General features: G+C 64.7%; 19 protein-coding genes. 17 read left to right on the plus strand and 2 right to left on the minus strand.

Annotated elements, in window-relative coordinates:
* The 17 genes from nusA to ligA all read left to right on the plus strand — a co-directional run bounded on the left by nusA (window position 1) and on the right by ligA (window position 19,737).
* A complete protein-coding gene (gene nusA / locus MRBLMC3_RS01505; RefSeq protein ID WP_363735168.1) occupies window positions 1-1,572 on the plus strand; it encodes a transcription termination factor NusA in 1,572 nt (523 codons plus the stop codon).
* A gap of 6 nt (window positions 1,573-1,578) precedes the next feature.
* Entirely contained in the window at window positions 1,579-1,815 is a 237-nt protein-coding gene (locus tag MRBLMC3_RS01510; protein WP_133651790.1) for a tautomerase family protein, read from the plus strand.
* A 144-nt stretch (window positions 1,816-1,959) separates the two neighbouring features.
* A complete protein-coding gene (locus MRBLMC3_RS01515) occupies window positions 1,960-2,616 on the plus strand; it encodes a DUF448 domain-containing protein (protein ID WP_363735166.1) in 657 nt (218 codons plus the stop codon).
* Between the two features lie 90 nt (window positions 2,617-2,706).
* Complete coding sequence (gene infB / locus MRBLMC3_RS01520) at window positions 2,707-5,298, plus strand: translation initiation factor IF-2 (RefSeq protein WP_363735165.1); 2,592 nt, start codon at window positions 2,707-2,709, stop codon at window positions 5,296-5,298.
* Window positions 5,299-5,334: 36 nt separating this feature from the next.
* Window positions 5,335-5,709: a glyoxalase superfamily protein gene (locus tag MRBLMC3_RS01525; RefSeq protein ID WP_133651793.1), complete on the plus strand. Its 375-nt coding sequence runs from the start codon at window positions 5,335-5,337 to the stop codon at window positions 5,707-5,709.
* A 5-nt stretch (window positions 5,710-5,714) separates the two neighbouring features.
* Entirely contained in the window at window positions 5,715-6,116 is a 402-nt protein-coding gene (gene rbfA, locus MRBLMC3_RS01530) for a 30S ribosome-binding factor RbfA (protein ID WP_133651794.1), read from the plus strand.
* Window positions 6,117-6,217: 101 nt separating this feature from the next.
* Entirely contained in the window at window positions 6,218-7,114 is an 897-nt protein-coding gene (locus MRBLMC3_RS01535) for an alpha/beta hydrolase (RefSeq protein WP_363825342.1), read from the plus strand.
* 2 nt (window positions 7,115-7,116) lie between these two features.
* On the plus strand, window positions 7,117-7,695 hold the full coding sequence (locus MRBLMC3_RS01540) for a thymidine kinase (protein ID WP_363735163.1): 579 nt from the start codon (window positions 7,117-7,119) through the stop codon (window positions 7,693-7,695).
* Between the two features lie 124 nt (window positions 7,696-7,819).
* Complete coding sequence (locus MRBLMC3_RS01545; RefSeq protein ID WP_363735161.1) at window positions 7,820-8,188, plus strand: DUF6491 family protein; 369 nt, start codon at window positions 7,820-7,822, stop codon at window positions 8,186-8,188.
* Window positions 8,189-8,220: 32 nt separating this feature from the next.
* The gene (gene truB, locus MRBLMC3_RS01550) at window positions 8,221-9,132 is read left to right on the plus strand and encodes a tRNA pseudouridine(55) synthase TruB (RefSeq protein ID WP_363825345.1); all 912 of its coding nucleotides are present in this window, start codon (window positions 8,221-8,223) and stop codon (window positions 9,130-9,132) included.
* 19 nt (window positions 9,133-9,151) lie between these two features.
* Window positions 9,152-9,421, plus strand: coding sequence for a 30S ribosomal protein S15 (rpsO, locus tag MRBLMC3_RS01555; RefSeq protein WP_046763409.1), 270 nt, complete (start codon window positions 9,152-9,154; stop codon window positions 9,419-9,421).
* Window positions 9,422-9,599: 178 nt separating this feature from the next.
* A complete protein-coding gene (pnp, locus tag MRBLMC3_RS01560) occupies window positions 9,600-11,930 on the plus strand; it encodes a polyribonucleotide nucleotidyltransferase (RefSeq protein ID WP_363735158.1) in 2,331 nt (776 codons plus the stop codon).
* A gap of 142 nt (window positions 11,931-12,072) precedes the next feature.
* Complete coding sequence (locus tag MRBLMC3_RS01565) at window positions 12,073-13,086, plus strand: sensor histidine kinase (protein ID WP_363753955.1); 1,014 nt, start codon at window positions 12,073-12,075, stop codon at window positions 13,084-13,086.
* Between the two features lie 59 nt (window positions 13,087-13,145).
* Complete coding sequence (locus MRBLMC3_RS01570; protein WP_133651988.1) at window positions 13,146-13,931, plus strand: outer membrane protein assembly factor BamD; 786 nt, start codon at window positions 13,146-13,148, stop codon at window positions 13,929-13,931.
* 171 nt (window positions 13,932-14,102) lie between these two features.
* Window positions 14,103-15,767, plus strand: a complete 1,665-nt coding sequence (recN, locus tag MRBLMC3_RS01575) for a DNA repair protein RecN (protein WP_363825348.1) — start codon at window positions 14,103-14,105, stop codon at window positions 15,765-15,767.
* Window positions 15,768-15,991: 224 nt separating this feature from the next.
* Window positions 15,992-16,987: a dihydrodipicolinate synthase family protein gene (locus MRBLMC3_RS01580; protein WP_363753961.1), complete on the plus strand. Its 996-nt coding sequence runs from the start codon at window positions 15,992-15,994 to the stop codon at window positions 16,985-16,987.
* A gap of 614 nt (window positions 16,988-17,601) precedes the next feature.
* Window positions 17,602-19,737 carry an NAD-dependent DNA ligase LigA gene (gene ligA / locus MRBLMC3_RS01585; RefSeq protein WP_363825351.1) on the plus strand — a complete coding sequence of 712 codons (2,136 nt, stop codon included), beginning with the start codon at window positions 17,602-17,604 and terminating at the stop codon, window positions 19,735-19,737.
* A gap of 89 nt (window positions 19,738-19,826) precedes the next feature.
* On the opposite strand, the gene yghU is transcribed toward ligA, so the two are convergent.
* Window positions 19,827-20,693, minus strand: coding sequence for a glutathione-dependent disulfide-bond oxidoreductase (yghU, locus tag MRBLMC3_RS01590; RefSeq protein ID WP_363735151.1), 867 nt, complete (start codon window positions 20,691-20,693; stop codon window positions 19,827-19,829).
* Window positions 20,694-20,845: 152 nt separating this feature from the next.
* Window positions 20,846-23,833, minus strand: a complete 2,988-nt coding sequence (locus MRBLMC3_RS01595) for a TonB-dependent receptor plug domain-containing protein (protein ID WP_363735149.1) — start codon at window positions 23,831-23,833, stop codon at window positions 20,846-20,848.
* Between the last annotated feature and the right edge of the window lie 419 nt (window positions 23,834-24,252).

Below are 24,252 nucleotides of genomic sequence, written 5' to 3' on the forward strand. Positions count from 1 at the left end.
ATGGCCAACGCCATTTCCGCCAACAAGGCCGAGCTGCTCGCCATTGCGAACAGCGTCGCCAGCGAGAAGATGATCGACAAGGCGATCGTCATCGAGGCGATGGAAGACGCGATCCAGCGCGCAGCCCGCGCCCGTTACGGCGCGGAGAACGACATCCGCGCCAAGCTGGACCCGGACACCGGCGACCTTCGTCTCTGGAGAGTCGTGGAGGTGGTCGAGCAGGTCGACGACTATTTCAAGCAGGTCGACCTGAAGCAGGCTACCAAGCTGAAGAAGGACGCGGTCGTGGGCGACTTCATCGTCGATCCGCTGCCGCCCATCGACCTTGGTCGCATCGACGCCCAGTCGGCCAAGCAGGTGATCTTCCAGAAGGTCCGCGACGCAGAGCGCGAGCGCCAGCATGAGGAATTCAAGGACCGCGTGGGTGAGATCATCACCGGCGTCGTCAAGTCCGTCGAATTCGGCCATGTCGTCGTCAATCTCGGCCGGGCCGAGGGCGTCATCCGCCGCGACCAGCAGATCCCCCGCGAAGTCGTCCGCGTCGGCGACCGCATCCGCTCGGTGATCCTGAACGTCCGCCGCGAAAACCGCGGGCCGCAGATTTTCCTCAGCCGCGCGCATCCCGAATTCATGAAGAAGCTGTTCGCGCAGGAAGTGCCCGAAATCTACGACGGGGTGATCGAGATCAAGGCCGCCGCCCGCGATCCGGGCAGCCGCGCCAAGATCGGCGTCATCAGCCGCGATTCGAGCATCGACCCGGTCGGCGCCTGCGTCGGCATGAAGGGCAGCCGCGTGCAGGCCGTCGTGCAGGAAATGCAGGGCGAGAAGATCGACATCATCCCCTGGTCGGAGGATACCGCGACCTTCGTCGTCAACGCGCTTCAGCCCGCGCAGGTCGCCCGCGTCGTCATCGACGAGGAAGAGGAACGCATCGAGGTCGTCGTCCCCGACGATCAGCTTTCGCTCGCCATCGGCCGTCGCGGCCAGAATGTCCGTCTCGCCAGCCAGCTGACCGGCAAGGCCATCGACATCATGACCGAGGCCGACGCGTCCGAGAAGCGCCAGAAGGAATTCGTCGCCCGTTCCGAACTGTTCCAGAACGAACTGGACGTCGACGAAACCCTCTCGCAGCTCCTCGTGGCCGAGGGCTTTGGCGAGCTGGAGGAAGTGGCCTATGTCGGCATCGACGAACTGGCCGCGATCGAGGGCTTTGACGAGGAACTGGCGCAGGAACTGCAAAGCCGCGCGCAGGAAGCGCTGGACCGCCGCGAGGCCGCTGCCCGCGAGGAGCGTCAGGCGCTGGGCGTCGAGGATGCGCTGGCCGACATGCCGCACCTTACAGAGGCGATGCTGGTGACGCTGGGCAAGGCGGGCATCAAGACGCTGGACGACCTGGCCGATCTGGCCACGGACGAACTGATCGCCAAGAAGCGCGTCGACCAGCGCCGCCGCCGCAACGAAGGCAGCGAGGACAAGGGCGGCATTCTGGCCGAATATGGCCTCAGTGAAGAGCAGGGCAATGAGATCATCATGGCCGCCCGCGCCCACTGGTTCGAAGACGAGGAAGCATAAGCGCAGATGCCGTTCGTCGATATCCGTCTGGCCGGAAACGCCACCCGCGAACAGAAGGCGGCCATCGTCGCCGACGTCACCCGGTCGCTCGTCGAGCGTCTCGGGAAGCCGGCCTCTGCCGTGCAGGTGGTGATTTCGGAAATCTCGATGGAAAATTACGGCTCGGCCGGCCAGCTCATGGCCGATCGGGTCGCGCCCCGGCCGACAGGGGAGGACGCCAATGCCGCGGTCACTTCCCAATGAGAGGCTAAGCGCTTCCCCAGCACTGACGGACAGCCGTGCTCCTGCGAAGGCGGGAGCCCAGTCCAGAGGTCGTGCGCACCCGAAAAGGTGGAACTGGATTCCTGCCCTGGCAGGAATACGGATTTCGTTCGGAAAGGGCGCGTCATGACCGAACGCAAATGCATCCTGTCGGGCGACCGCGCCGACCCGGACATGCTCGTCCGTCTCGCCTGCGGCCCGAATGGTGAAATTCTGCCCGACATCCGCGCCAAGGCCCCCGGCCGTGGCGCCTGGATCGGAGTGTCCCGCGCGGAAGTCGAACAGGCGCTCGCCAGGGGCAAGCTCAAGGGCGCGCTCGCTCGGGCGTTCAAGACCGGCGACCTGCAAATCCCCGACAACCTCCCCGCGCTGATCGAGGACGGCCTGCGCAAGGCGCTGCTCGACCGGCTGGGACTGGAGGCGAAGGCATCCATGGTCCTCACGGGCTCTGAAAAAATCGATGTCGCCTGCCGCAAGGGGGAGGTGACGATGCTGCTCCACGCCGCCGACGCCGCCCCCGACGGCAACCGCAAGCTCGACCAGGCTTTGCGCGTCGGGCAGGAGGCGGAAGGCACGGATTTGGCGGGCATCGTCTTGCCTGTGGACCGACACGCCCTATCTATGGCAATGGGGCGGGACAATGTCGTCCATATCGCGGTGACCGACTCGCGTGCGGCGTCACGTCTGCGCGGCGCCATAGGCCGCTTGGAAAGCTATCTGGGTTGCGCTAACGGAGCGCCGGTGCATGGGGAGCAGGACTCCGCAGGGGCATTGGGCGCCTGAGTTGGTATTGGAATGCCTGAGTTGGCATTGGAATGAAGGCGCCGACGGGCCTTGCCGGTCGGGTTGATGTGAAGGGTATAGTTCAGTCGTATGAGTGACAGCAAGGAAGACAAGCCGGTTCTGGGCCGCAAGCCGCTGGGGATCAAGCGCACGGTCGAGTCCGGTCAGGTGCAGCAGCAGTTCAGCCACGGCCGCAAGAACACGGTCGTGGTTGAGGTGAAGCGGCGCCGCATCCTGGGCAAGCCGGGCGAAGCCGGCCACGCTGCGCCTGAACCGCAGGCTGATCCCACGCCTGCGGCTGCCCCCGCCGCTCCGGCGGCGCCCCAGCCGCAGGCGCGCGCGCCGCAGCCGGCTCCCGCGCGCCCGGCCCCGCCGCAGAGCCTGATGTCCCGTCAGGAATTGCAAGCGAAGCTGCTGCGCGAGGCGGAGGAAGCCCGCATGTCCGCGCTGGAGGACGCGCGCCGTCGCGAAGACGCCCAGCGCCTTGCCGCAAGCGAGGAGGAAAAGCGCCGCGCCGAGGAAAATCGCCTGGCCGCAGAGGCTTCCGAGGCCGAAGTCGCGCGCCAGCCCGAAGTGGACGCGGGGACCGTCGAGGAAACGGCCAAGGCGAACGTTGAGGAAGCCGCGCCTGTCGCGGCCGATGCCCCGGCCGAGGCCGCGCCGGCCGCTGCCGAAACGAAGCCCGCAACGTCCACCATGCCCCCGCCGCGCCGCTTCACGCCGGTCGCCCCGGTCAAGCGCCCCGAACCGGCCAAGCCGGAGCGGGCCAAGCGCGGCGACGACAATCGCCGTCAGGCAGGCAAGCTCACCGTCACCCGCGCCCTCGCGGATGATGACAGCGCCCGCGCCCGCAGCCTCGCCGCGCTCAAGCGCGCCCGCGAGAAGGAACGCCGCGCCCATTATTCGGGCGGCGCCCAGCAGCGGGAAAAGCAGTCGCGCGACGTGGTGGTCCCCGAAAGCATCACTGTCCAGGAACTCGCCAACCGCATGGCCGAAAAGGGCGCGGACCTGGTGAAGGCCCTGTTCAAGATGGGCACCGCCGTCACGCTCAACCAGGCGATCGACCAGGATACGGCCGAATTGCTGGTGGAGGAATTCGGTCACCGCATCCAGCGCGTGTCCGATGCCGACGTCGAAATCGGCATGGAGGGTGAGGTTGACGCACCCGAAACGCTGAAGTCGCGTCCGCCGGTCGTGACCATCATGGGCCATGTCGACCACGGCAAGACCTCTCTGCTCGACGCGCTGCGCGGCACCAATGTCGTGTCCGGCGAAAGCGGCGGCATCACCCAGCATATCGGCGCCTATCAGATCAAGGCGAAGAGCGGCGACATCATCACCTTCCTCGATACGCCGGGTCACGAGGCTTTCTCGGAAATGCGCGCCCGCGGCGCCAACGTCACCGACATCGTCATCCTGGTGGTGGCGGCGGACGACGGCCTGATGCCGCAGACGATCGAAGCCATCAACCATACCAAGGCGGCCGGCGTTCCGATGATCGTCGCGATCAACAAGTGCGACAAGCCCGATGCCAATCCGCAGAAGGTGCGCGAGCGCCTGCTGAGCGAGGAGGTCGTGGTCGAGGATATGGGCGGCGACGTCCAGGACGTGGAGGTTTCGGCACTCAAGAAGACCGGCCTTGACGAGCTGATCGAAAAGATCCTGCTCCAGGCCGAGTTGCTCGAACTGACCGCCAATCCGGATCGCGCCGCCGAAGGCAATGTGATCGAGGCGCAGCTCGACAAGGGGCGCGGCGCCGTCGCCACCGTTCTGGTGCGCAAGGGTACGCTGAAGATCGGCGACACTTTCGTCATCGGCTCGGAAAGCGGCAAGGTCCGCGCGATGATCAACGACAAGGGCCAGCAGGTGAAGGTCGCCGGTCCCTCGACGCCGGTCGAGGTGCTGGGTCTCTCCGGCGTGCCGATGGCGGGCGACCAGCTCACCGTTGTCGAGAATGAGGCGCGCGCCCGCGAAGTCGCCGCCTATCGTCAGGAACAGGCGACCAAGAAGCGCACCACTGCCGCGCCGACCAGCTTCGAGCACATGTTCTCGGCGCTCAACACGACCGTCATCGAATATCCGGTGGTGGTGAAGGGTGACGTGCAGGGCTCGGTTGAAGCGATCGTGTCGTCGCTGAACCGCATTTCGACCGACGAGATCAAGGTGCGCATCCTGCATTCGGGTGTCGGCGCGATCACAGAGAGCGACGTCACGCTGGCCGCCGCCAGCCGCGCGCCGCTGATCGGCTTCAACGTCCGTCCCAATGCCAAGGCGCGCCAGTTGGCGGAGCGCGAGAAGATCTCGCTGCGCTATTATGACGTGATCTACGACCTGCTCGAAGAGGTTCGCGGCGAAATGGCGGGCCAGCTTGCCCCCGAACGCATCGAAACCATCGTCGGCCGGGCCGAGGTGCTTCAGGTCTTCCCCGCGGGCAAGAAGGACAAGGCGGCGGGCCTGCTCGTCCTCGACGGCATCATCCGCAAGGGACTGTCCGCGCGCCTTACCCGCGACGATGTCATCGTGTCGCGCACCAACATCGCCTCGCTCCGTCGCTTCAAGGACGACGTGGCCGAAGTCCGCGCCGGCATGGAGTGCGGCGCGGTCCTTCAGGACACGAACGACATCAAGCCTGGCGACACGCTCGAGCTGTTCGAGGTCGAGGAACGCGCCCGGACGCTGTAACAAGAGCGCGCTCGACGCGGCGCGGAGGAAAAGGACATGGTCATGCTAGGCAAGGTCACGCCAATCCTCCGCAGCTTCGATGAAACGCGGACGCGCGCCTTTTACTGCGACTTCCTGGGGTTCGGGGTGGTGTTCGAACATCGCTTCGAACCTGGCATGCCGCTCTACATGGGCGTGGCGCGTGAGGGATGCGTACTGCACCTGTCCGAACATTATGGCGACGGGACGCCGGGTTCGGGCATTCGCATCGCCGTCGATGACGTGCGGGCCTATGCGGCGGAGCTGCGCGCCAAGCATTTCGGCAACGCCCGGCCGGGGGAACCGGTCGAGACGGAATGGGGCAGCCTTGAAATCACGATCACGGACCCGGCCGGAAATAATTTGACCTTCTTTACCGATTTGCCGGAGTGAATGGCATGAACAATTTGCAGGAAGGTCCCTCCGTCCGCCTGCTGCGCGTGGGCGAACAGGTGCGCCATGTGCTCTCCGAGATCCTTCAGCGCGGCGACGTCCATGACGATGTGCTCGCCAGCCATGTGGTGAGCGTCACCGAAGTCCGCATGTCGCCCGACCTGCGCCACGCGACGGTCTTCATCAAGTCGCTGCTCGGCCAGGATGAGGAGGCTGTGCTGAAGGCGCTGCGCACCAACACCGCCTATCTCCAGCGCGAAGTCGCGACCCGCGTGCGCCTCAAATATGCGGCAAAGCTCAAATTCCTTGCGGACGAAAGCTTCGACGAAGGCAACCATATCGACAGGCTGCTGCGCGATCCCAAGGTAGCGCGCGATCTGGACAAGCCCGAGGCCGAGGGCGAATAGGCCGCTGCCCGACAAACATCGTCCCCATCGACGCGACGGCGCAGCCCGGCTAACAGCGTCTTGTCCGCAGGCAAGGCAAGGCAAGGCAAGGGGCAGGGCAGATGAAAAGAACGGGCATATTCGCAACCGCGCTTCTGGCGCTCGCCACGCCCGCCGCTGCCAGGGAAGCGCCGGTCCATCCGGCTGTCACCACGGACCCGGCCCCTGATCCCGCCTATCCCGCCGGCATGAGCGCCTTCGTCATCCCTTCCGGAGATGGCGCGCTCAACGCTGTCCTCTATACCGCCGCCGGTTCGGGCCTGCACCCGACGCTCCTCCTCCTCCACGGCTTTCCCGGCAATGAGCAGAATCTGGACCTGGCGCAGGCGGCCCGCCGTGCCGGCTGGAATGTGCTGACGCTCCACTATCGCGGTTCCTGGGGCAGTCCCGGAAACTTCTCCTTCACCCACGCTTCGGAAGACGCCTGGAACGCGCTGCAATATCTCCAGCAATCCGCCACGGTGGCGAAATATCGCATCGACACGAGCGCCATCGTCGTCGCAGGGCACAGCATGGGCGGCTTCATGGCCGCCGACGTCGCCGCCGCCGAACCCCATGTCGCGGGCCTCTTCCTGATCGATCCCTGGGATCCAGCCGAAACCGCCGCCGCCCTCTCCACGCCGCAGGGCGAAGCCGCTTGGAAGGCCGAAGTTGCCGACGACCTGCCCCCGCTCCATGGCGCCAGCTATGACAGCCTGACCGCCGAAATCAGCGGCAATGTCGAAAAGTTCGACCTCGGCCGCAGGCTGGTGGGCTATGGCCGCCGCCCCTTGATCATCATCGGGGCGGAGCGGGGCATCGGCGCCATGGCGCGCAAGGTGACGGCGGACGCGCAATCGGCCAATCCCGACACGCGGCTGATGGTCTGGCCCACCGATCACGGCTTTTCCGACAAGCGTATCGCGCTGGCCGACGCCCTGGTCCGTTTCCTCAAGCAGATCGCGCCAATGGCGCGCTGACCATGGCGAAGCTCTATTTCTACTACAGCTCGATGAACGCGGGCAAATCGACCACTTTGCTCCAGTCCAGCTTCAACTATCGTGAGCGTGGCATGGAAACCATGCTGTGGACTGCCGCCGTGGACGATCGTTACGGAGCCGGACGCATAGTCTCTCGCATCGGGCTGGAGGCGCAGGCCCATATCTTCGATGCCGCGACCGATCTCTTTGCCGCCATCGCCGCCCAGCAGGCGCACAGCCCGCTGTCCTGCATATTGATCGACGAGGCGCAGTTCCTGAACGAAGAACAGGTCTGGCAGGTCGCCACTGTCTGCGACCGGCTGAACATTCCGGTGCTCTGTTACGGCATCCGCACCGATTTCCAGGGCAAGTTGTTCGAGGGCAGCGCCGCGCTGCTGGGCCTGGCCGACACGCTGAACGAGATAAAGACGATCTGCGAATGCGGGCGCAAGGCGACGATGAACCTGCGCGTCGATGCGCAGGGCGCGCCGATCCGGCGGGGCGAGCAGACCGAAATCGGCGGCAATGACCGCTATGTCGCGCTCTGCCGCCGCCATTTCGCGGAGCGGATGCAGCGCTGAATCTTGTATCAAATTGTCGCCTCGTCCTCCCGACGGAGCGGCCTTCTACCCATATCGGCGTCATGAAGATGGAGCGGCGATCTGATCCCATCAAATCGAAATCCGCTCTTGCAGGAGACAGAGCATGTTCGCCAGATATCGGGCCGCTTTCCTGGCCCTTCCCCTTATGTTCGCGAGCGTCCCGGCCATGGCCGCGATGCAGCAGCCGGCAAGCGGTGAAGCATCCATTCCCTTCGTCAACCATGGCGGGGTCTGGAACTGGCAAGCCGATGGATCGCGCGGCGTCTATGTGCAGGACCAGCATCGCCAATGGTATTATGCGAAGCTGATGAGCAACTGTTTCGACCTGCCCTTCGCCAACGCCATCGGCTTCGAAACGCGCGGCATCGATACGCTCGACAGGTTCGGCACGCTGGTCGTGCGCGGCCAGCATTGCCCGATCACCAGCTTCACCTACAGCGCCGGCCCGCCCGCCAGGACAAAGAAGGGCTGACAGCAGGCGGCGCCCGCTATAGAGGGCCCGCCATGCATGGCTGGATCATCCTCGACAAACCCCTGGGCCTCGGCTCGACGCAGGCCGTGAGCGCGGTGAAGCGCGCCTTGCGGCAAAGCGGCGCGGGAAAGCTTAGGGTCGGCCATGGCGGCACGCTCGATCCGCTGGCGACCGGTGTTCTCCCGGTGGCGGTGGGAGAGGCGACGAAGCTCGCCGGGCGGATGCTCGACAGCGACAAGATCTATGACTTCACCATCGGCCTGGGCGTGCAGACCGACACGCTCGACCGGGAGGGCAGGGAGGTCGCGTCCAGCGCGCATCGCCCCACCCTGGCGGAGGTGGAGGCCGTCCTCCCCGATTTCACCGGCCCCATCGAACAGGTGCCGCCCGCCTATAGCGCGATCCTGATCGACGGCCGGCGCGCCTATGACCTGGCCCGCGCGGGGCAGGAGGTGGAAATGAAGACGCGCGCCGTGACCATCCACCGCCTTGACCTTCGTCCCTCCCGCGAGATCGCGAAGGAGGAAATGGTAGGGGAGGTCACCCTGCGCGCCCATGTGTCGAAGGGCACCTATATCCGTTCCCTCGCGCGCGACATCGCGCTGGCGCTCGGCACGGTCGGCCATGTCACCATGCTCCGCCGGGTGAAGGCCGGGCCGTTCACCCTGGAAACCGCGATTTCGCTGGACAAATTGGACGAAGCTGCTACGGGCGGCGGCATCGCGCAGCTTATGCTGCCGTTGACCGCAGGGCTGGACGACATCCCGGCTCTAGCAGTCTCTCCCGACGACGCGCTGGCTCTCCGACAGGGGAAGGTGCTCGTGGGGAAACCGCATACCGGCTTGTTACTGGCGATGGAGGGCGAAACGCCCGTCGCGCTGGTGGAGGCCAGTGGCCCAGAAACCCGTAGGGAAATCAGGGTGGTGCGCGGCTTCAATCTCTAGATGTTACGAAAGGAAGCCGATGTCGATTACTGCCGAGCGCAAGGAAGCGCTGATCAAGGAACATGCCCGCGCCGAAGGCGACACCGGTTCGCCGGAAGTCCAGGTTGCGATCCTCTCGGAGCGCATTTCGAACCTGACCGAGCATTTCAAGGGTCATCACAAGGATAACCACAGCCGTCGCGGCCTGCTGATGCTGGTCAACAAGCGTCGTTCGCTGCTGGACTATCTCAAGAAAAAGGATGCGGGTCGCTATACCGACCTCATCACCAAGCTGGGCCTGCGCAAGTAAGCCTGCTAAAGAAGGAGCGGCCCCCATGTCGGGGCCGTTTCCGATTCCGGGGCTCCTGCAATTCGGCAGGATGTTCCGACCAAGGGGCCAGACGATGCTCCGAAACCGCTGCGGGCCGGTTTAGCCCGCATGACAGGCCCCGCCCGGCAATAGGGCCAGGCGGGCGAAGGAAAACAACATGTTCGATGTAAAGAAGGTATCAATCGAGCTGGGCGGAAAGACCCTCACGCTCGAAACCGGCCGTATTGCGCGTCAGGCCGACGCCGCCGTGCTGGCGACCTATGGCGAAACCGTGGTGCTGTGCGCCGTGACCGCCGCCAAGTCGGTGAAGGAAGGGCAGGACTTCTTCCCGCTGACCGTCCATTATCAGGAAAAATATTCCGCCGCCGGCCGCATCCCGGGTGGCTTCTTCAAGCGTGAACGCGGCGCGACGGAAAAGGAAACACTGGTTTCCCGCCTGATCGACCGCCCGGTCCGCCCGCTCTTCCCCGAAGGTTTCTACAACGAAATCAACGTCATTGCCCAGGTTCTGAGCTTTGACGGCGAAAGTGAGCCCGACATCGTGGCGATGATCGCCGCTTCGGCCGCGCTGACCCTGTCGGGCGTTCCCTTCCTGGGTCCGATCGGCGCCGCCCGCGTCGGCTACAAGGATGGCGAATATCAGCTGAACCCCTCGCTGGACCAGGCGAAGGAAGGCGAACTCGACCTCGTCGTCGCCGCCACCGGCAATGCCGTGATGATGGTCGAATCCGAAGCCAAGGAACTGTCGGAAGACGTCATGCTCGGCGCCGTGCTGTTCGCGCATGAAGCGTCGAAGAAGGTCGTCAATGCGATCATCGACCTCGCCGAGCAGGCCGCCAAGGATCCGTGGGACGTTGCCAAGGGCGACAATCTCGACGACCTCAAGAAGAAGCTGAAGAAGCTGATCGGCAAGGACATCACGGCCGCCTACAAGCTGACCGACAAGTCCGCCCGTTCCAACGCGCTGAACGAGGCCCGCGCCAAGGCAAAGGCCTGGTTCGCCGAGGAAGGCCTCGACGCCCAGACGGTCATGGCCGGCATCAAGCTGACCAAGAAGCTGGAAGCGGAAATCGTCCGCACCGCCATCCTCAAGGACGGCAAGCGCATCGACGGCCGCAACACGACGCAGATCCGCCCGATCGAGGCGATGGTCGGCTTCCTGCCGCGCACCCACGGTTCGGCCCTGTTCACCCGCGGTGAAACGCAGGCGATCTGCACCACCACGCTCGGCACCAAGGACGCCGAGCAGATGGTCGACGGCCTGACCGGCGTTCATTATGAAAGCTTCATGCTGCACTACAACTTCCCGCCCTATTCGGTCGGTGAAGTCGGCCGCTTCGGCGCGCCGGGCCGTCGCGAAGTCGGCCATGGCAAGCTGGCATGGCGTGCCCTGCACCCCGTGCTGCCCAGCAAGGAAGAATTCCCCTACACCATCCGCGTCCTCAGCGACATCACCGAGTCCAACGGCTCGTCATCGATGGCGACGGTCTGCGGCGGTTCGCTCTCGATGATGGACGCCGGCGTGCCGCTGAAGCGCCCCGTCTCCGGCATTGCCATGGGCCTGATCCTGGAAGGCAAGGATTTCGCTGTCATCAGCGACATTCTGGGCGACGAGGATCATCTCGGCGACATGGACTTCAAGGTGGCGGGCACGGAAGCGGGCATCACCACCATGCAGATGGACATCAAGGTTGCCGGCATCACGCAGGAAATCTTCGAGGTCGCTCTGCGCCAGGCGAAGGAAGGCCGCGCCCACATATTGGGTGAGATGAGCAAGGCCCTGTCCTCGACTCGCACCGAGCTGTCGGCCCATGCCCCGCGCATCGAGACGATCCAGATCGACAAGGCGAAGATCCGCGACGTCATCGGCACCGGCGGCAAGGTCATCCGCGAGATCGTCGCGGAAACCGGCGCGAAGGTCGACATCGACGATGAGGGCATCATCAAGATCAGCTCGTCCGACATCAACCAGATCGAAGCCGCCAAGAAGTGGATTCTCGGCATCGTCGAGGAAGCGGAAGTCGGCAAGGTCTACACCGGCAAGGTCGTAAACATCGTCGACTTCGGTGCGTTCGTGAACTTCATGGGCGGCAAGGACGGCCTCGTCCACGTCTCCGAAATGAAGAATGAGCGCGTCGAAAAGCCGACGGACGTCGTCTCCGAAGGCCAGGAAGTGAAGGTCAAGGTTCTCGAAATCGATCCGCGCGGCAAGGTTCGCCTGTCCATGCGCGTCGTCGATCAGGAAACCGGCGAGGAACTGGAAGATACCCGTCCTCCCCGCGAACCCAGGGGCGATCGCGGCGGTGAGCGTGAAGGCGGCCGTGGCGACCGCAATCGCCGCGACCGTGGCGGCGACCGCGGCGGACGCGGTGGCGACCGGGGTGATCGCGGCCCCCGCCGTGACCGCGGCCCGCGCGGCGAAGGCCGGGGCAATGGCGATGACGACGGCTCCAATGCCGGTCTGCCGGACTTCCTGACCCAGGATTGATCCCGGTCCATCAGGCCCGATAATACAGGAAGGGCGCCCGGTCATCCGGGCGCCCTTTTTGATGAATTTGAATGCTTTTCTGATCTCCAATTGGCCTGGGCGGAAGTTGTGATAGGGTAACGATCAAGCTGTGGGGGGATTTATGCAGCGCAGGAACGAACGATTCGTGGAGCGCCTGCCGCTGGCCCTGCGTCGACCCTGGCATGCCTATCTGCTGGCGACCGTTTTCTGCCTGATCGCCCTCGCCATTCGCGCCGTCGCCGAAATCGCCATGCCGGTGGGCTATCCCTTCGTCTCCTTCTTTCCCGTCGTGATCCTGACCTCCTTCCTGTTCGGGGTGCGGCCGGGCATCTATGCGGGCGTGTTGTGCGGCCTCTTGTCCTGGTATTTCTTCATTCCGCCACGCATGACGTTCGACTTCCATCCAGGCGTGCTGCTGGCGCTCGCCTTCTACGGCATCGTCGTGATCATCGACATCGCGCTGATCCATCTCTTGCAGAAGGCGAACTTCAAACTGGCGTTGGAGCGGGAACGCAGCCGCGCCCTGGCGGAAAATCGCGAATTGCTGTTCCACGAATTGCAGCACCGCGTGTCCAACAATCTTCAGGTCGTCGCGGCCATGCTTTCGCTCCAGCGACGCCATGTCGACCATGACCTGGCCCGCCGGGCGCTGGACGACGCTTCGGCCCGGCTCGCGCTGGTCGGCCGGATCAGCCGGGAGCTCTACAATCCATCGGGGGAGGGGCAGGACGTCCGCGCCTTCCTGACGACATTGACCGCCGATGTGCTGGCGGCCAGCGGTCGCGACGACATCGCTCTCACCGTCGATGCGCCCGATGCGCTGACCCTGCAACCCGACATCGCCGTGTCGATGGCGCTGATCGTGACCGAAGCGGTCAACAACGCCATCGAACATGGCCTGCCGCATCGGGGCGGCAGCATCCACGTCAGCCTGAACGTCAGCGACGGCACGATAATCCTTGACGTCACCGACGATGGAAGGGGCCTGCCCGCCGATTTCGATCCCGGCTTCAGCCAGAGTCTGGGCCTGCGGATTTCCAATGCACTGGCCTTGCAACTGAACGGCCGCTTCTCCCTGATGCCCTCGGTAAAGGGCGGCGCGATAGCACGGCTTGACCTGCCTGCCCGCGCATAGCGACCGACATGCACATTCTGCCGCTTGGCGAGGCGCATTCGCTCCGCTATGACCCGGCCATGCTGACGAAAACCATGACGCGCATCGGCGCGGCTACCGCACCGCTTCTGCTTGCCGCCCTGCTCTCGGGCTGCGCGACGTCGAAGAACAAATCCGACACGCAATATGTCGCCCGCGACGTGTCGACGCTCTACAATGCGGGCAAATACCGCCTGGATCGCGGCCAGTACAAGCTTGCCGCCGCGCTCTTCGACGAAGTGGAGCGCCAGCATCCCTATTCGCCCTGGGCCCGCCGCGCGCAGCTCATGTCCGCGTTCAGCTATTACATGAATCAGGATTATCCGGAATCGATCGGCGCGGCGCAGCGCTTCCTGTCGATCCACACCGGCAACAAGGACGCACCCTACGCCTATTATCTGATCGCGCTCTGCTATTATGAACAGATTGCCGACGTCACCCGCGACCAGAAGATCACGCAACAGGCTCTGGACGCGCTGGGCGAACTGATCCGCCGCTATCCCGACACGCGCTACGCCGCCGATGCCCGGCTGAAGCTCGACCTCGTCAACGATCACCTCGCCGGCAAGGAGATGGAGATCGGCCGTTTCTACCAGCGTCGTGGTCAGTGGCTGGCGGCGACTCTGCGCTTCCGCACGGTCATCGACAAATATCAGACGACCACGCACACGCCGGAGGCGCTGGAGCGCCTGGTGGAAAGCTATCTCTCGCTCGGCATCCCCGCCGAAGCGCAGAAGGCCGCTGCGGTGCTGGGCCGGAACTATCCGGGTTCGAAATGGTATGAGCGCAGCTTCAAGCTGATGCGCGAACATCCGAACAAGGCCTGACCTGTCCTGTTCCCCCTCCCGCAGGCGGGCGGGGTCGAACGGCATCACGCGCCTCTGTTCAGGGGAGGATCGCGAGCGAAGCGAGCGTTCCCTCCTGCCCAATTCAGCGCCGCTGGCGCGGTGCACCCACCCCGGCCCCTCCCGCCTGCGGGAGGGGGGAGTCGCTCGCCCTTGCTGACTGCCCTGTCCATCCGCAACGTCGTGCTGATAGAGGCGCTGGACCTGGATTTCGGGTCGGGCCTAGGCGTGCTGACCGGTGAGACGGGTGCGGGCAAGTCGATCCTGCTCGATTCGCTGGGCCTCGCACTGGGCGCCCGCGCCGACAGCGGCCTTGTCCGCAGCGGGGAGGCGCAGGCCAGCGTCACCGCCACCTTCGACGCGCCTCCCGCCGATCATCGCGCGACGGACCTGCTGGCCGACAATGGCATAGACGTGGAACCCGGCGAACCGCTCATCATCCGTCGCATGGTAAAGGCCGATGGCGGCAGCCGCGCCTTCGTCAACGATCAGCCCTGCTCGGCGGCGCTGCTGCGCGACCTTGGCAGCGCGCTGGTCGAAATCCACGGCCAGCATGACGATCGCGGCCTGCTCAACCCGCGCGGGCACCGCTCGTTGCTCGACGCCTATGGCCGCTGCGACACGGGCGCGGCGGCGCAGGCCTATCATGCATGGCGCGCCGCCGCCGACCGCCTTGCGGAAAGCCGCGCCAGCGTGGAGACCGCCGCCCGCGACCGCGATTATCTGAGCCATGCGGTGGACGAACTCACCCGCTTCGCCCCCGAACCCGGCGAGGAAGCGACGCTGGCGGAGGAACGCGCCACCATGCAGAAGGGCGCGCGCCTTTCCGACGATCTTTCCGCCGTCACTCAATGCTTCACCGGCTCCGATGGCGGCCTTGCCCAGTTGCGGCAGGCCGCCCGCCGCCTCGACCGCATCGCCGGCGAATATGAACCGCTGGCCGAGGTTCTCGCCGCCCTCGACCGCGCCGTGATCGAGGCGAGCGAGGCGGAGGATCGCCTCAATGAAGCCGCCGAAGCGCTCAGCTTCGACCCCGCCCGACTCGACGCCATCGAAACCCGCCTGTTCGACCTGCGCGGCCTCGCCCGCAAGCATCATATCCAGCCCGACGATCTCTCCGCACTGCGCGACGACATGGCGGCGAAACTGGCCGCGATCGAAGGCGGGGAGGAACATCTCGCCGCCCTGGAGGCCGAGGTGAAGGCACGCGCCGCCGCCTATTGCGCCGCCGCCCAGGCCCTTTCCGCCGAACGCCAGATGGCGGCCGGCAAGCTCGACGCCGCCGTCGCCGCCGAACTCGCCCCGCTGAAACTGGACGCCGCCCGCTTCCGCACCGTCGTCGCGCCGCAGGAGGAAGGGCAATGGGGCGCCCATGGCATGGACCGGGTGGAATTCGAAATCTCCACCAATCCCGGCGCGCCCTTCGCCCCGCTGGTCAAGATCGCGAGCGGCGGCGAACTGTCCCGCTTCATCCTCGCGCTCAAGGTCGCCCTGGCACAGCAGGGCGGCGCGGACACGCTGATCTTCGACGAGATCGACCGCGGGGTAGGGGGCGCCGTCGCCTCCGCCATCGGTGAACGCCTCGCCCGTCTGTCGCAGACCAACCAGATCCTCGTCGTCACCCACAGCCCGCAGGTCGCGGCACGGGGGCAGGACCATATGCTGATCGCAAAATCCAGCGACGGCACCGTAACGCGAACCGGCGTCCATGCGCTGAGCGACGGCGAACGCCGCGAGGAAATCGCCCGCATGCTGTCCGGCGCGGAGATCACGGCAGAAGCGCGGGCACAGGCGGAACGGCTGCTCGAAAAGCTGTAACGCGCCCGTCCATCCAGAAATAGCACCCGCATTGGTCCCCTTCGCGTCAAACGGAGACAATGGCGATTGTTCTGACAGCATTACCCGCGTTAGAGCGGGTTTCGATCTGATTGAATCAGATTGCCACTCTGGCTTCCTTGATTGCCGCGATTTTTTATCAGCGATCGGTTCCGATCGCTTGGAAGTCGCTTTAGTGCCTCGGATGCCCCTTCAAGGAGAAGATAATGTCCGCCCCGAAACTCAGGATCGAATCTGCTGGAATCAATGGCCTGTGGCCGATGTTGCCCACGCCGTCGAAGGAAGGCGCTTCGGACTGGCGTAGCCGCGATACTGTCGATCTCGACGAAACGGCGCGAATGGTTGAGGCATTGATCGAGGCGGGAGTCGATGGGCTTTTGAGCCTGGGCACCTATGGTGAGTGCCATAGCCTGACCTGGGATGAAAAGCTGGCCTTCGTCGGCTGCGTCATGGAGACCATTGGCGGACGCATCCCGTTTTTCGCTGGTACGACAGCCCCCAATACCCGTGAGGTCATTGCCCAGACCCGGGCGATGCACGAGCTTGGCGTTTCGGGGACGATGCTGGGCGTGCCGATGTGGTGCAAGAACGATGTCGCGACAGCCGTTCAATTCTATAATGATGTCAGCGAAGCCTGCCCCGACACGGCGATCATGATCTATGCCAACAGCGAGGCATTCAAGTTCGAATTCCCCCGTCCGTTCTGGGCCCAGGTCGGCAAGCTGCCGCAGGTCGTTGCTTGCAAATATCTCGGAATCGGTTTGTTGGCGGCCGACCTCAACCTTGCTCCCGATATCCGCTTCCTGACGCACGAGGCGGACTATTATGCCGCCTCGCGTATTGCTCCGGACAGGATGACTGCGTTCTGGTCAAGCAGCGCGCTGTGCGGGCCACGGCCGGCGCTGGCGTTGCGCGACGCGGTGGCCAAGGCCAAAGTCAGCGGCGACTGGAGCAATGCCAAGGCGATCGCCGACCGTTTCCAGCAATGCGAACAGGGCCTGTTCCCGCGTGGTGAGTTCACGGAATTTTCGAAGTTCGCCGTGGGGCTCGAAAGGGGGCGGATGAACGCGGCCGGTTGGGTGCGGATTGGCGACCCTCGTCCGCCATACCATCTCGTCCCCGCGGAATATCTGGAAGGCGCCAGTCGCTCGGGACGAGCCTATGCGGCATATCATGCCGAACTCCAGCAATCAGGCCTCTGATATCGAGCGGGGCAAGTCAAATGGATGGGGGTTCGGCGCTCCCTTGAGACCGGACATATGAACGCACCATTCGCGATCAGAACCACGCCCGGCCAAAAGACTTGCCCCAGGGGGCCGTCCACAAATGTAGCCTCCCGACTGACCGGCTTTCGCGAACCCCGCCGCACGACGAGCACCCTCGCAACGGCAACTCTCGACCAGAAATTGACTAACGCTGCCGCTATTGCGGCTTCCAATTGCGGACGCTGGAATGTCAGGGCATACCCTCCAAATGCGACGCTCCAGACCCGACCGCTACGACTATGGCTTCACCATTATAGGAGTGCTTTGCACATACGCATTCTTGGTTTTTGCCAAAGAGCGCGGATGGTCATGGTCGCTTTCGATAGTGATGCTAGTCACCGTATCGATACCAATGGGCATTGGGCTTGGATGGCTAAAACACCGGCTACAGACGCGGAAGCGGACTTTCCGCTAACCACCCCTTTCCGCAAACGCTGTCGTGCTCCTTCAGCGGGTCCACTCTCACCCATCACCACCACAATGCCCGCTCTCCCCTGCCACCCCCGAATATCCGCTACCCGCGCGCAAAGGCCGACGCTAAAGACGTGTCCATGACCGACCCCGCGCAAATGACAGAAGCCGAAGCCGCCAACCGCCTGATGCGCCTTGCGCGGGAGATTGCGCGCCACAACCGGCTCTATCACGACCAGGACGCACCGGAGATCACGGACGCCGCCTATGACGCCCTGATCCGCGAGAACAACGCGCTGGAAGCCGCCTTCCCGCATCTCGTCCGCAGCGATTCCCCCAATGCCCTGGTCGGCGCCGCCTCGACCTCCGCCCTCCGGAAGGTCCAGCACGCCGTCCGCATGATGAGCCTCGACAACGGCTTTTCCGATGAGGACATTGCCGAGTTCGTCGCCCGCGTCCGCCGCTTCCTCGCGCTGCCGGAGGACGCCGCCGTGGCGCTCACCGCCGAACCGAAGATCGACGGCCTGTCCTGCTCGCTGCGCTATGAAAAGGGCGAACTGGTCCTCGCCGCCACGCGAGGCGACGGCACGACCGGGGAGGATGTCACCGCCAATGTCCGCACCATCGCCGACATTCCCCAGACGCTCGCCGGCCCCGGCATCCCCGACCTGTTCGAGGTGCGGGGCGAGGTCTATATGGCGAAGGCCGATTTCGTCGCGCTCAACGCCCGCCTTCTCGCCGAAGCCGAAGACCCTGAAAAGGCCCGCCAGTTCGCCAACCCCCGCAACGCCGCCGCCGGCTCGCTGCGTCAGAAGGACGCCGCGGTCACTGCCATCCGCCCGCTGCGCTTCCTCGCCCATGGCTGGGGCGAGGTCAGCGCCGTCCCCGCGGAGACCCAGCTTGGCGTCATGCAGGCGATCGCAAGCTGGGGCCTGCCCGTGTCCGACCGCCTGGCCTGCGTCGACACGCTGGAGGCGCTCATCGCCCATTATCGCGCCATCGAAGCCGCGCGCGCCGACCTGCCCTTCGACATTGATGGCGTGGTCTACAAGGTCGACCGCCTCGACTGGCAGCAGCGCCTGGGCTTCGTCGCGAAGGCCCCGCGCTGGGCGATCGCTCATAAATTCCCCGCCGAACGCGCCCAGACGACGCTGGAGGCCATCGACATACAGGTCGGACGCACCGGCAAGCTGACCCCCGTGGGTCGCCTCACTCCCGTCACCGTCGGCGGCGTCGTCGTCTCCAACGTCACCCTGCACAATGCCGACGAGATCGCGCGGCTGGGCGTCCGCCCCGGCGATCGCGTTATCGTCCAGCGCGCCGGCGACGTCATCCCGCAGGTGGTGGACAACCTCACGCGGGACGAACCGCGCGCGCCCTTCGCCTTTCCCGACCACTGCCCCGTCTGTCAGTCGGAGGCCGTGCGGGAGGAAGGGGAGGTCGACATACGCTGCACCGGCGGCCTCATCTGCCCGGCGCAACGGTTCGAACGCCTGCGCCATTTCGTCAGTCGCGCCGCGCTGGATATCGAGGGGCTGGGCGAAAAGAGCATCGAGGAATTTCTCGACCTCGGCTGGATCGCGGAACCGGCCGACATCTTCCGCCTGAAATCACGCCGGGCCGACCTGCTGGGCCGGGAGGGGTGGAAGGAAAAGTCCGTCGACAATCTCCTCGCCGCGATAGAGGCAAAGCGCCAGCCCGACGCCGCGCGCCTGCTCTTTGGCCTCGGCATCCGGCATGTCGGAGCGGTCACTGCCCGCGACCTGCTCAAGCGCTATACCACGCTGGAGGGGATCCGCGCGCTCGCTGTCGGGATCATCGCGCTGCGCGATGCCGCCGCCCTTGCGGAGGGGGAGGAGGAATCCCGCTTCCGCAACCGTCTGGACAAGGCGATTGCGGAACATATCGGCGTCGAGAATGTGGGATCGGCGGTCGGCCACGCCTTGGCCGATTTCTTCCACGAACCGCATAATGTCGACGTCTGGAACGACCTGCTGAACGAAGTCTCCCCGCCCGACTATGTGGTCGAAACCACGGCCAGCGCCGTCACGGGCAAGACGGTGGTGTTCACCGGCAAGCTCGAAACCATGAGCCGCGACGAGGCCAAGGCGCAGGCCGAAAGGCTGGGCGCCAAGGCGGCCGGCTCGGTCAGCGCCAAGACCGACCTTGTGGTCGCGGGCCCTGGCGCCGGATCGAAGCTCAAGCAGGCGGCGGCGCTGGGCATCGACGTCATCGATGAAGCCGCCTGGGCAGAAATCGTCAAGGCCGCCGGCTAGACAGGCACTCGAAATTCCCCGTCAGGGGAGGGGACTGAAGGGCGGGGCGGCGCCCCGGCCGTGCCGGACCCGCCCCTCCGACGGGAGTCTCAGTCCGCCGGCTCCAGCTTGTCCTGCGTCCGCGTCTCGAAATCGCCGGCGTCATGCCGCTCCCGAAGCTGTCCCTCCAGCGGCCCGTTCGCCTTGTTGACCATGCGTCCGCGCGCAACTGCGGGCCGCGCATCGATCTGCCGCGCCCAGCGCAGCACATTGGTGTAGCTCTGCGCGTCGAGAAATTCCGCCGCATCATAGGCGCGGCCCAGCACGACCCCGCCATACCAGGGCCAGATCGCGATATCGGCAATGCTATATTCGTCGCCCGCGACATATTCATGCTCGGCCAGTTGCCGGTCGAGCACGTCCAGCTGCCGCTTCACTTCCATCGCATAGCGGTTGATCGGATATTCGAACTTCTCCGGCGCATAGGCGAAGAAATGCCCAAATCCGCCGCCCAGCAGCGGTGCGCTGCCCATCTGCCAGAACAGCCAGTTGAGCGTCTCGGTCCGCTTCGCCGGATCGGTCGGCAGGAAAGCGCCGAATTTCTCGGCCAGATAGACCAGGATCGACCCGGACTCGAACACCCGCCGCGGCGGCGAGACGCTGTGGTCCATCAATGCCGGGATCTTGCTGTTGGGATTGACCGACACGAATCCGCTGCCGAACTGGTCGCCTTCACTGATGCGGATCAGCCAGGCGTCATATTCGGCATCCTTGCCCGCCGCCAGCAGCTCTTCCAGCATGATCGTCACCTTCTGGCCGTTGGGCGTGGCGAGCGAATAGAGCTGGAACGGGTGCTTGCCGACCGGCAGTTCCTTGTCATGGGTCGGACCCGCGATCGGCCGGTTGGTGCTGGCGAAGGCGCCGCCATTCTCCTTGTCCCAGGTCCAGACGCGCGGTGGTATATAGTCTTGGCTCATGCAGGCGTGCTCCGCTGATTGGCAATGGCCCTGCAGGTAGGGAGCAGAAGGGTAGGCCGCAAGCGCGGCCCGCCCATATTTACCTTTCTCGATCTGCAAAAAGGGCGGCCCAAGGGAGACCGCCCTTTCCGTTCCTTTCCCCTTGCCGAGGATCAGAACTTGAAGTTCGCCCCGACGCGGTAGGTGCGACCGATCAGGCCCGGCAAGTGCCACGAGGCCAGATAGTTGGGCTGAGTCGTATAGAGCGTGTTCGCATAAAGCGGCGCCCCGGCATTGGTGAAGTTGCCGATGAAGCCAAAGAAGCTGAAATTCTCGTTCACCTCCACCGTGGCGTTCAGATCGGCATAGACGAAGGTCTTGATCTTGCAGAAAGCGGGTCCGCCACCGTAGAGCGTGGCAGCGCACGATGTGTCCAGATTGCCCTGGTCCGTCGCGACGCCCTTCATGCTGCCCACATAATAGGTCGTCGCGGTCAGCGAGACCTTGCCGACTGTCAGCGTGTTCTGCCAGTTGCCGCGCCACTTCGGCGTGCCGCCGCCCGACGAGAGATCCGCCGGGCCGACCGTGCCCGCGAAGCGCTGCACCGCGCCGCTGGCGAGGTGGCGGTTGAACTTCAGCGTCGTCTGCAGGTCCAGACGGCTCTGGAACTGGACGTTGTCGTTGATATTGAACTGCGCGTCGGCGCCGAATTGCAGACCCGTGGTGACGTCGAAGTTCGAGTTCACATAAGGCGCATTGACCACCAGCAGGCGCGGCAGGGCGTTGAGCGCGAAGGGATCGGCACCGTCGATGACGTTGCACGAATAGCCCGCGCCGACCGCAGCGACCGCGGCGCACCCGGCCGCCGAAGCCGCCGCCGCCGAGGCGAAGGTCTGGCCCGCGACCGAGTAATAGGCATTGATCGCGTCACCCGCCAACGGCCCGGCCGTGACCAGCCCCTTCTTCTTCACGTGGAAATAGTCGACGGTGAAGCTGATCCTGTTGGTCGGCTGGAACACCGCGCCCAGCGTGTAGCTGGTCGAGGTTTCCGGCTTGATATCGGGGTTGCCGACGAAGCCGCGACCGACCGAATAGGGAGCGAAGTAGGCTGCATTCTGGCTATGATCGGCGCGGAACGCCGCATTTGGCGTGTAGCCGACAAAGCCCGAAAAGGAACTGCGCGGATCGCTTTCGGCGAAGGTCGGGGCGCGGAAGCCCTCCGAATAGGTGCCGCGCAGCGAGATCTGCTTGATCGGGGTGAACTTCGCGCCGAACTTGGGCGAGAAGTGGCTGAAGCCTTCCGAATAATGGTCGTAGCGGCCCGACGCGTTCACTTCGAGCGAGTCGAGGATCGGCGCGTCGATTTCGAAATAGCCGGCCCAGACGTCACGGTTGCCAAAGGCCTGCGCGGTCGAAAGGCCAGGAACGTCGAGATTCGGGTTGGCGCTCCGGTTGGTCAGCTTCTCTTTGCGATACTGACCGCCCACGGCGACCTGCAGGTCACCGCCCGGCAGGGTGAACAGGCTGCGGCTGAGCGAGCCATCGACGGTGAATTCGCTCGAATTGGAGAGCGAGGTGATCGGCGGAAGCACGGAATCACGGACGGCCTGCGAATTCAGGGCTGGATTGACGAAGTTGTACGATCCGGTGTTGATCGCCTGCGTGAGACCGGCGAGATTGGCCCAGCCCGTCTGGACCAGCTTCAGGTCGTCGCGCGAATAGCCCGCTTCCAGATTCCATTTCCAGCTGTCGCCGAACGTGCCGTTGAGGCCGCTGGTGATGCGATACAACTCGTTGGTGCGGACAGAACCCGACTTCACGTCGCCGAACAGATAATAGATGCGCGCCGCGCCGGCTGCGGGATTGTTGGCATAGGCGGCGGCATAGGGATTGTTGGGGTTCAGCGTGCGGCCCGGCGTCGCGGGATCGGCGCAGTTGACGCCCGACGGACAGATCCACACGGGCAGCACGATGCCGGGGTTCGACGTCGAGGTCGATGGCGAGCCGCCAAACGCCTGGTTCTGCCGGATGCCGCGCGGCAGCAGGGTGATGTCGACCTTGTTGTGCGAATAGCTGCCCGCGACATAGCCCTCGATATTGTCGCTCAGTCGGAAGCTGAAGCGGGCGACGGCAGCATAGCGTTCCTGCTTGGGCAGTATCTGGACATATTCGCGGGTCAGGTCGTGCGCGCAGGCGGTGCCGACGCGCGATGTCGTATTCTCCGAGAAGGTGCCGTAGGGGCAGTTCGCGAGCGGCGTCAGCGAGGTGAAGATCGCCGGCGACGTGGCGTTTGCGACGCTGCCCGCCAGCGGATTGTTGAGATCGGTCTGGGTGACGCGCGTGACGACGGCGTTGGTCGTCGGGCTGGTCAGCGTGTCGTCGGCGCGGTTGTTGTCGATGCCGCCGATGGCGCGCAGGTCCTGCGTGTTGAAGGGGAAGCCGCGCGAGTTGGCCGTGACCTTTCCGCCCTTCTCATATTCGCCGCCGACATAGAGGTTCCAGCCCTGGCTGTCATAGTCGCCATAGCCGGCGAGCAGGCTCAGCCGGTATTTCTGGCCGTCGCCCTCCTGGCTGACGCCGGACTCGGCGCTGCCTTCGATCCCATTGAACTGCTTGCGCGTGATGATGTTCACCACACCGCCGATCGCATCGGCGCCGTAAGTCGACGATGCGCCATCCTTCAGCACTTCGACCCGCTGGACGTTGACCTGCGGGATGCTGGCAAGGTCGGCATAGCTGTTGTGGCCGTCATCGCTGAGCGGGAAGTTGGCGGAACGAAGGCCATCGACCAGCAACAGCGTCGACGAGACGCCCAAATTGCGCAGCGAAACGGCGGAGCCGCCGGCGGAGAAGCCGCTGGTGAAGCCGATGCCGATCGAGCCGGCGCCATCGGCCGAAGCCTGGCGGATCGCGTCGGCCATGTTGGTAACGCCCGCGCGCTTGAGCGTTTCGGCGGTGATCACACTGACAGGGGAGGGTGTTTCCGCATTTGCGCGGCTCAGCAGCGACCCGGTGACGACGATGGTTGCGCCTTCCTCGTCTGGGGTCGCGGTCTGCGGTGACGACTGGGCCAAAGCGGGCACTGTCCCGATGGTGCCGATGGCAAAGGCGGAAATGGCGACCCCATGGCGCAGCCCGGCGAACGTCTTCTTGATGGACATGAAAATACCCCTGTTGCGCGCGCGCCGGCTATGCGTGCCGGTCGTCGCGCGACCCCTGCTTTACGCCATATGGACTATGGCTGCGGGAAAGGGTGCCTTCCTGTTTTATTATCGTAAAGTAATAATCTCTGGCCGACTTCAATCACTTGTCGCATTTTCTGCACGTTGAGGCATATCTGCAACAGTTTCCGGCATCCGAGGGGACGGGGCTGTGCTATGGGCGGCGTCCGTGTTTATTTGCCTGAAGAGGATGGCGACCGGCGGCGATGCCATGCAGGGAAAATCTTCGCGGAAAAATTCCTTGTCCCCCCTTGATCTCCGATCCAGCCTGTCCATATGCAACGGCGCTGGCACTCCCTGAAGAGGAGTGCTAACAGACACGGGTTCATCGGGGAGAAGGAACCGGATTCGCGCAGCGA

Source organism: Sphingobium sp. LMC3-1-1.1, from assembly GCF_040676285.1.
GTDB lineage: Bacteria > Pseudomonadota > Alphaproteobacteria > Sphingomonadales > Sphingomonadaceae > Sphingobium.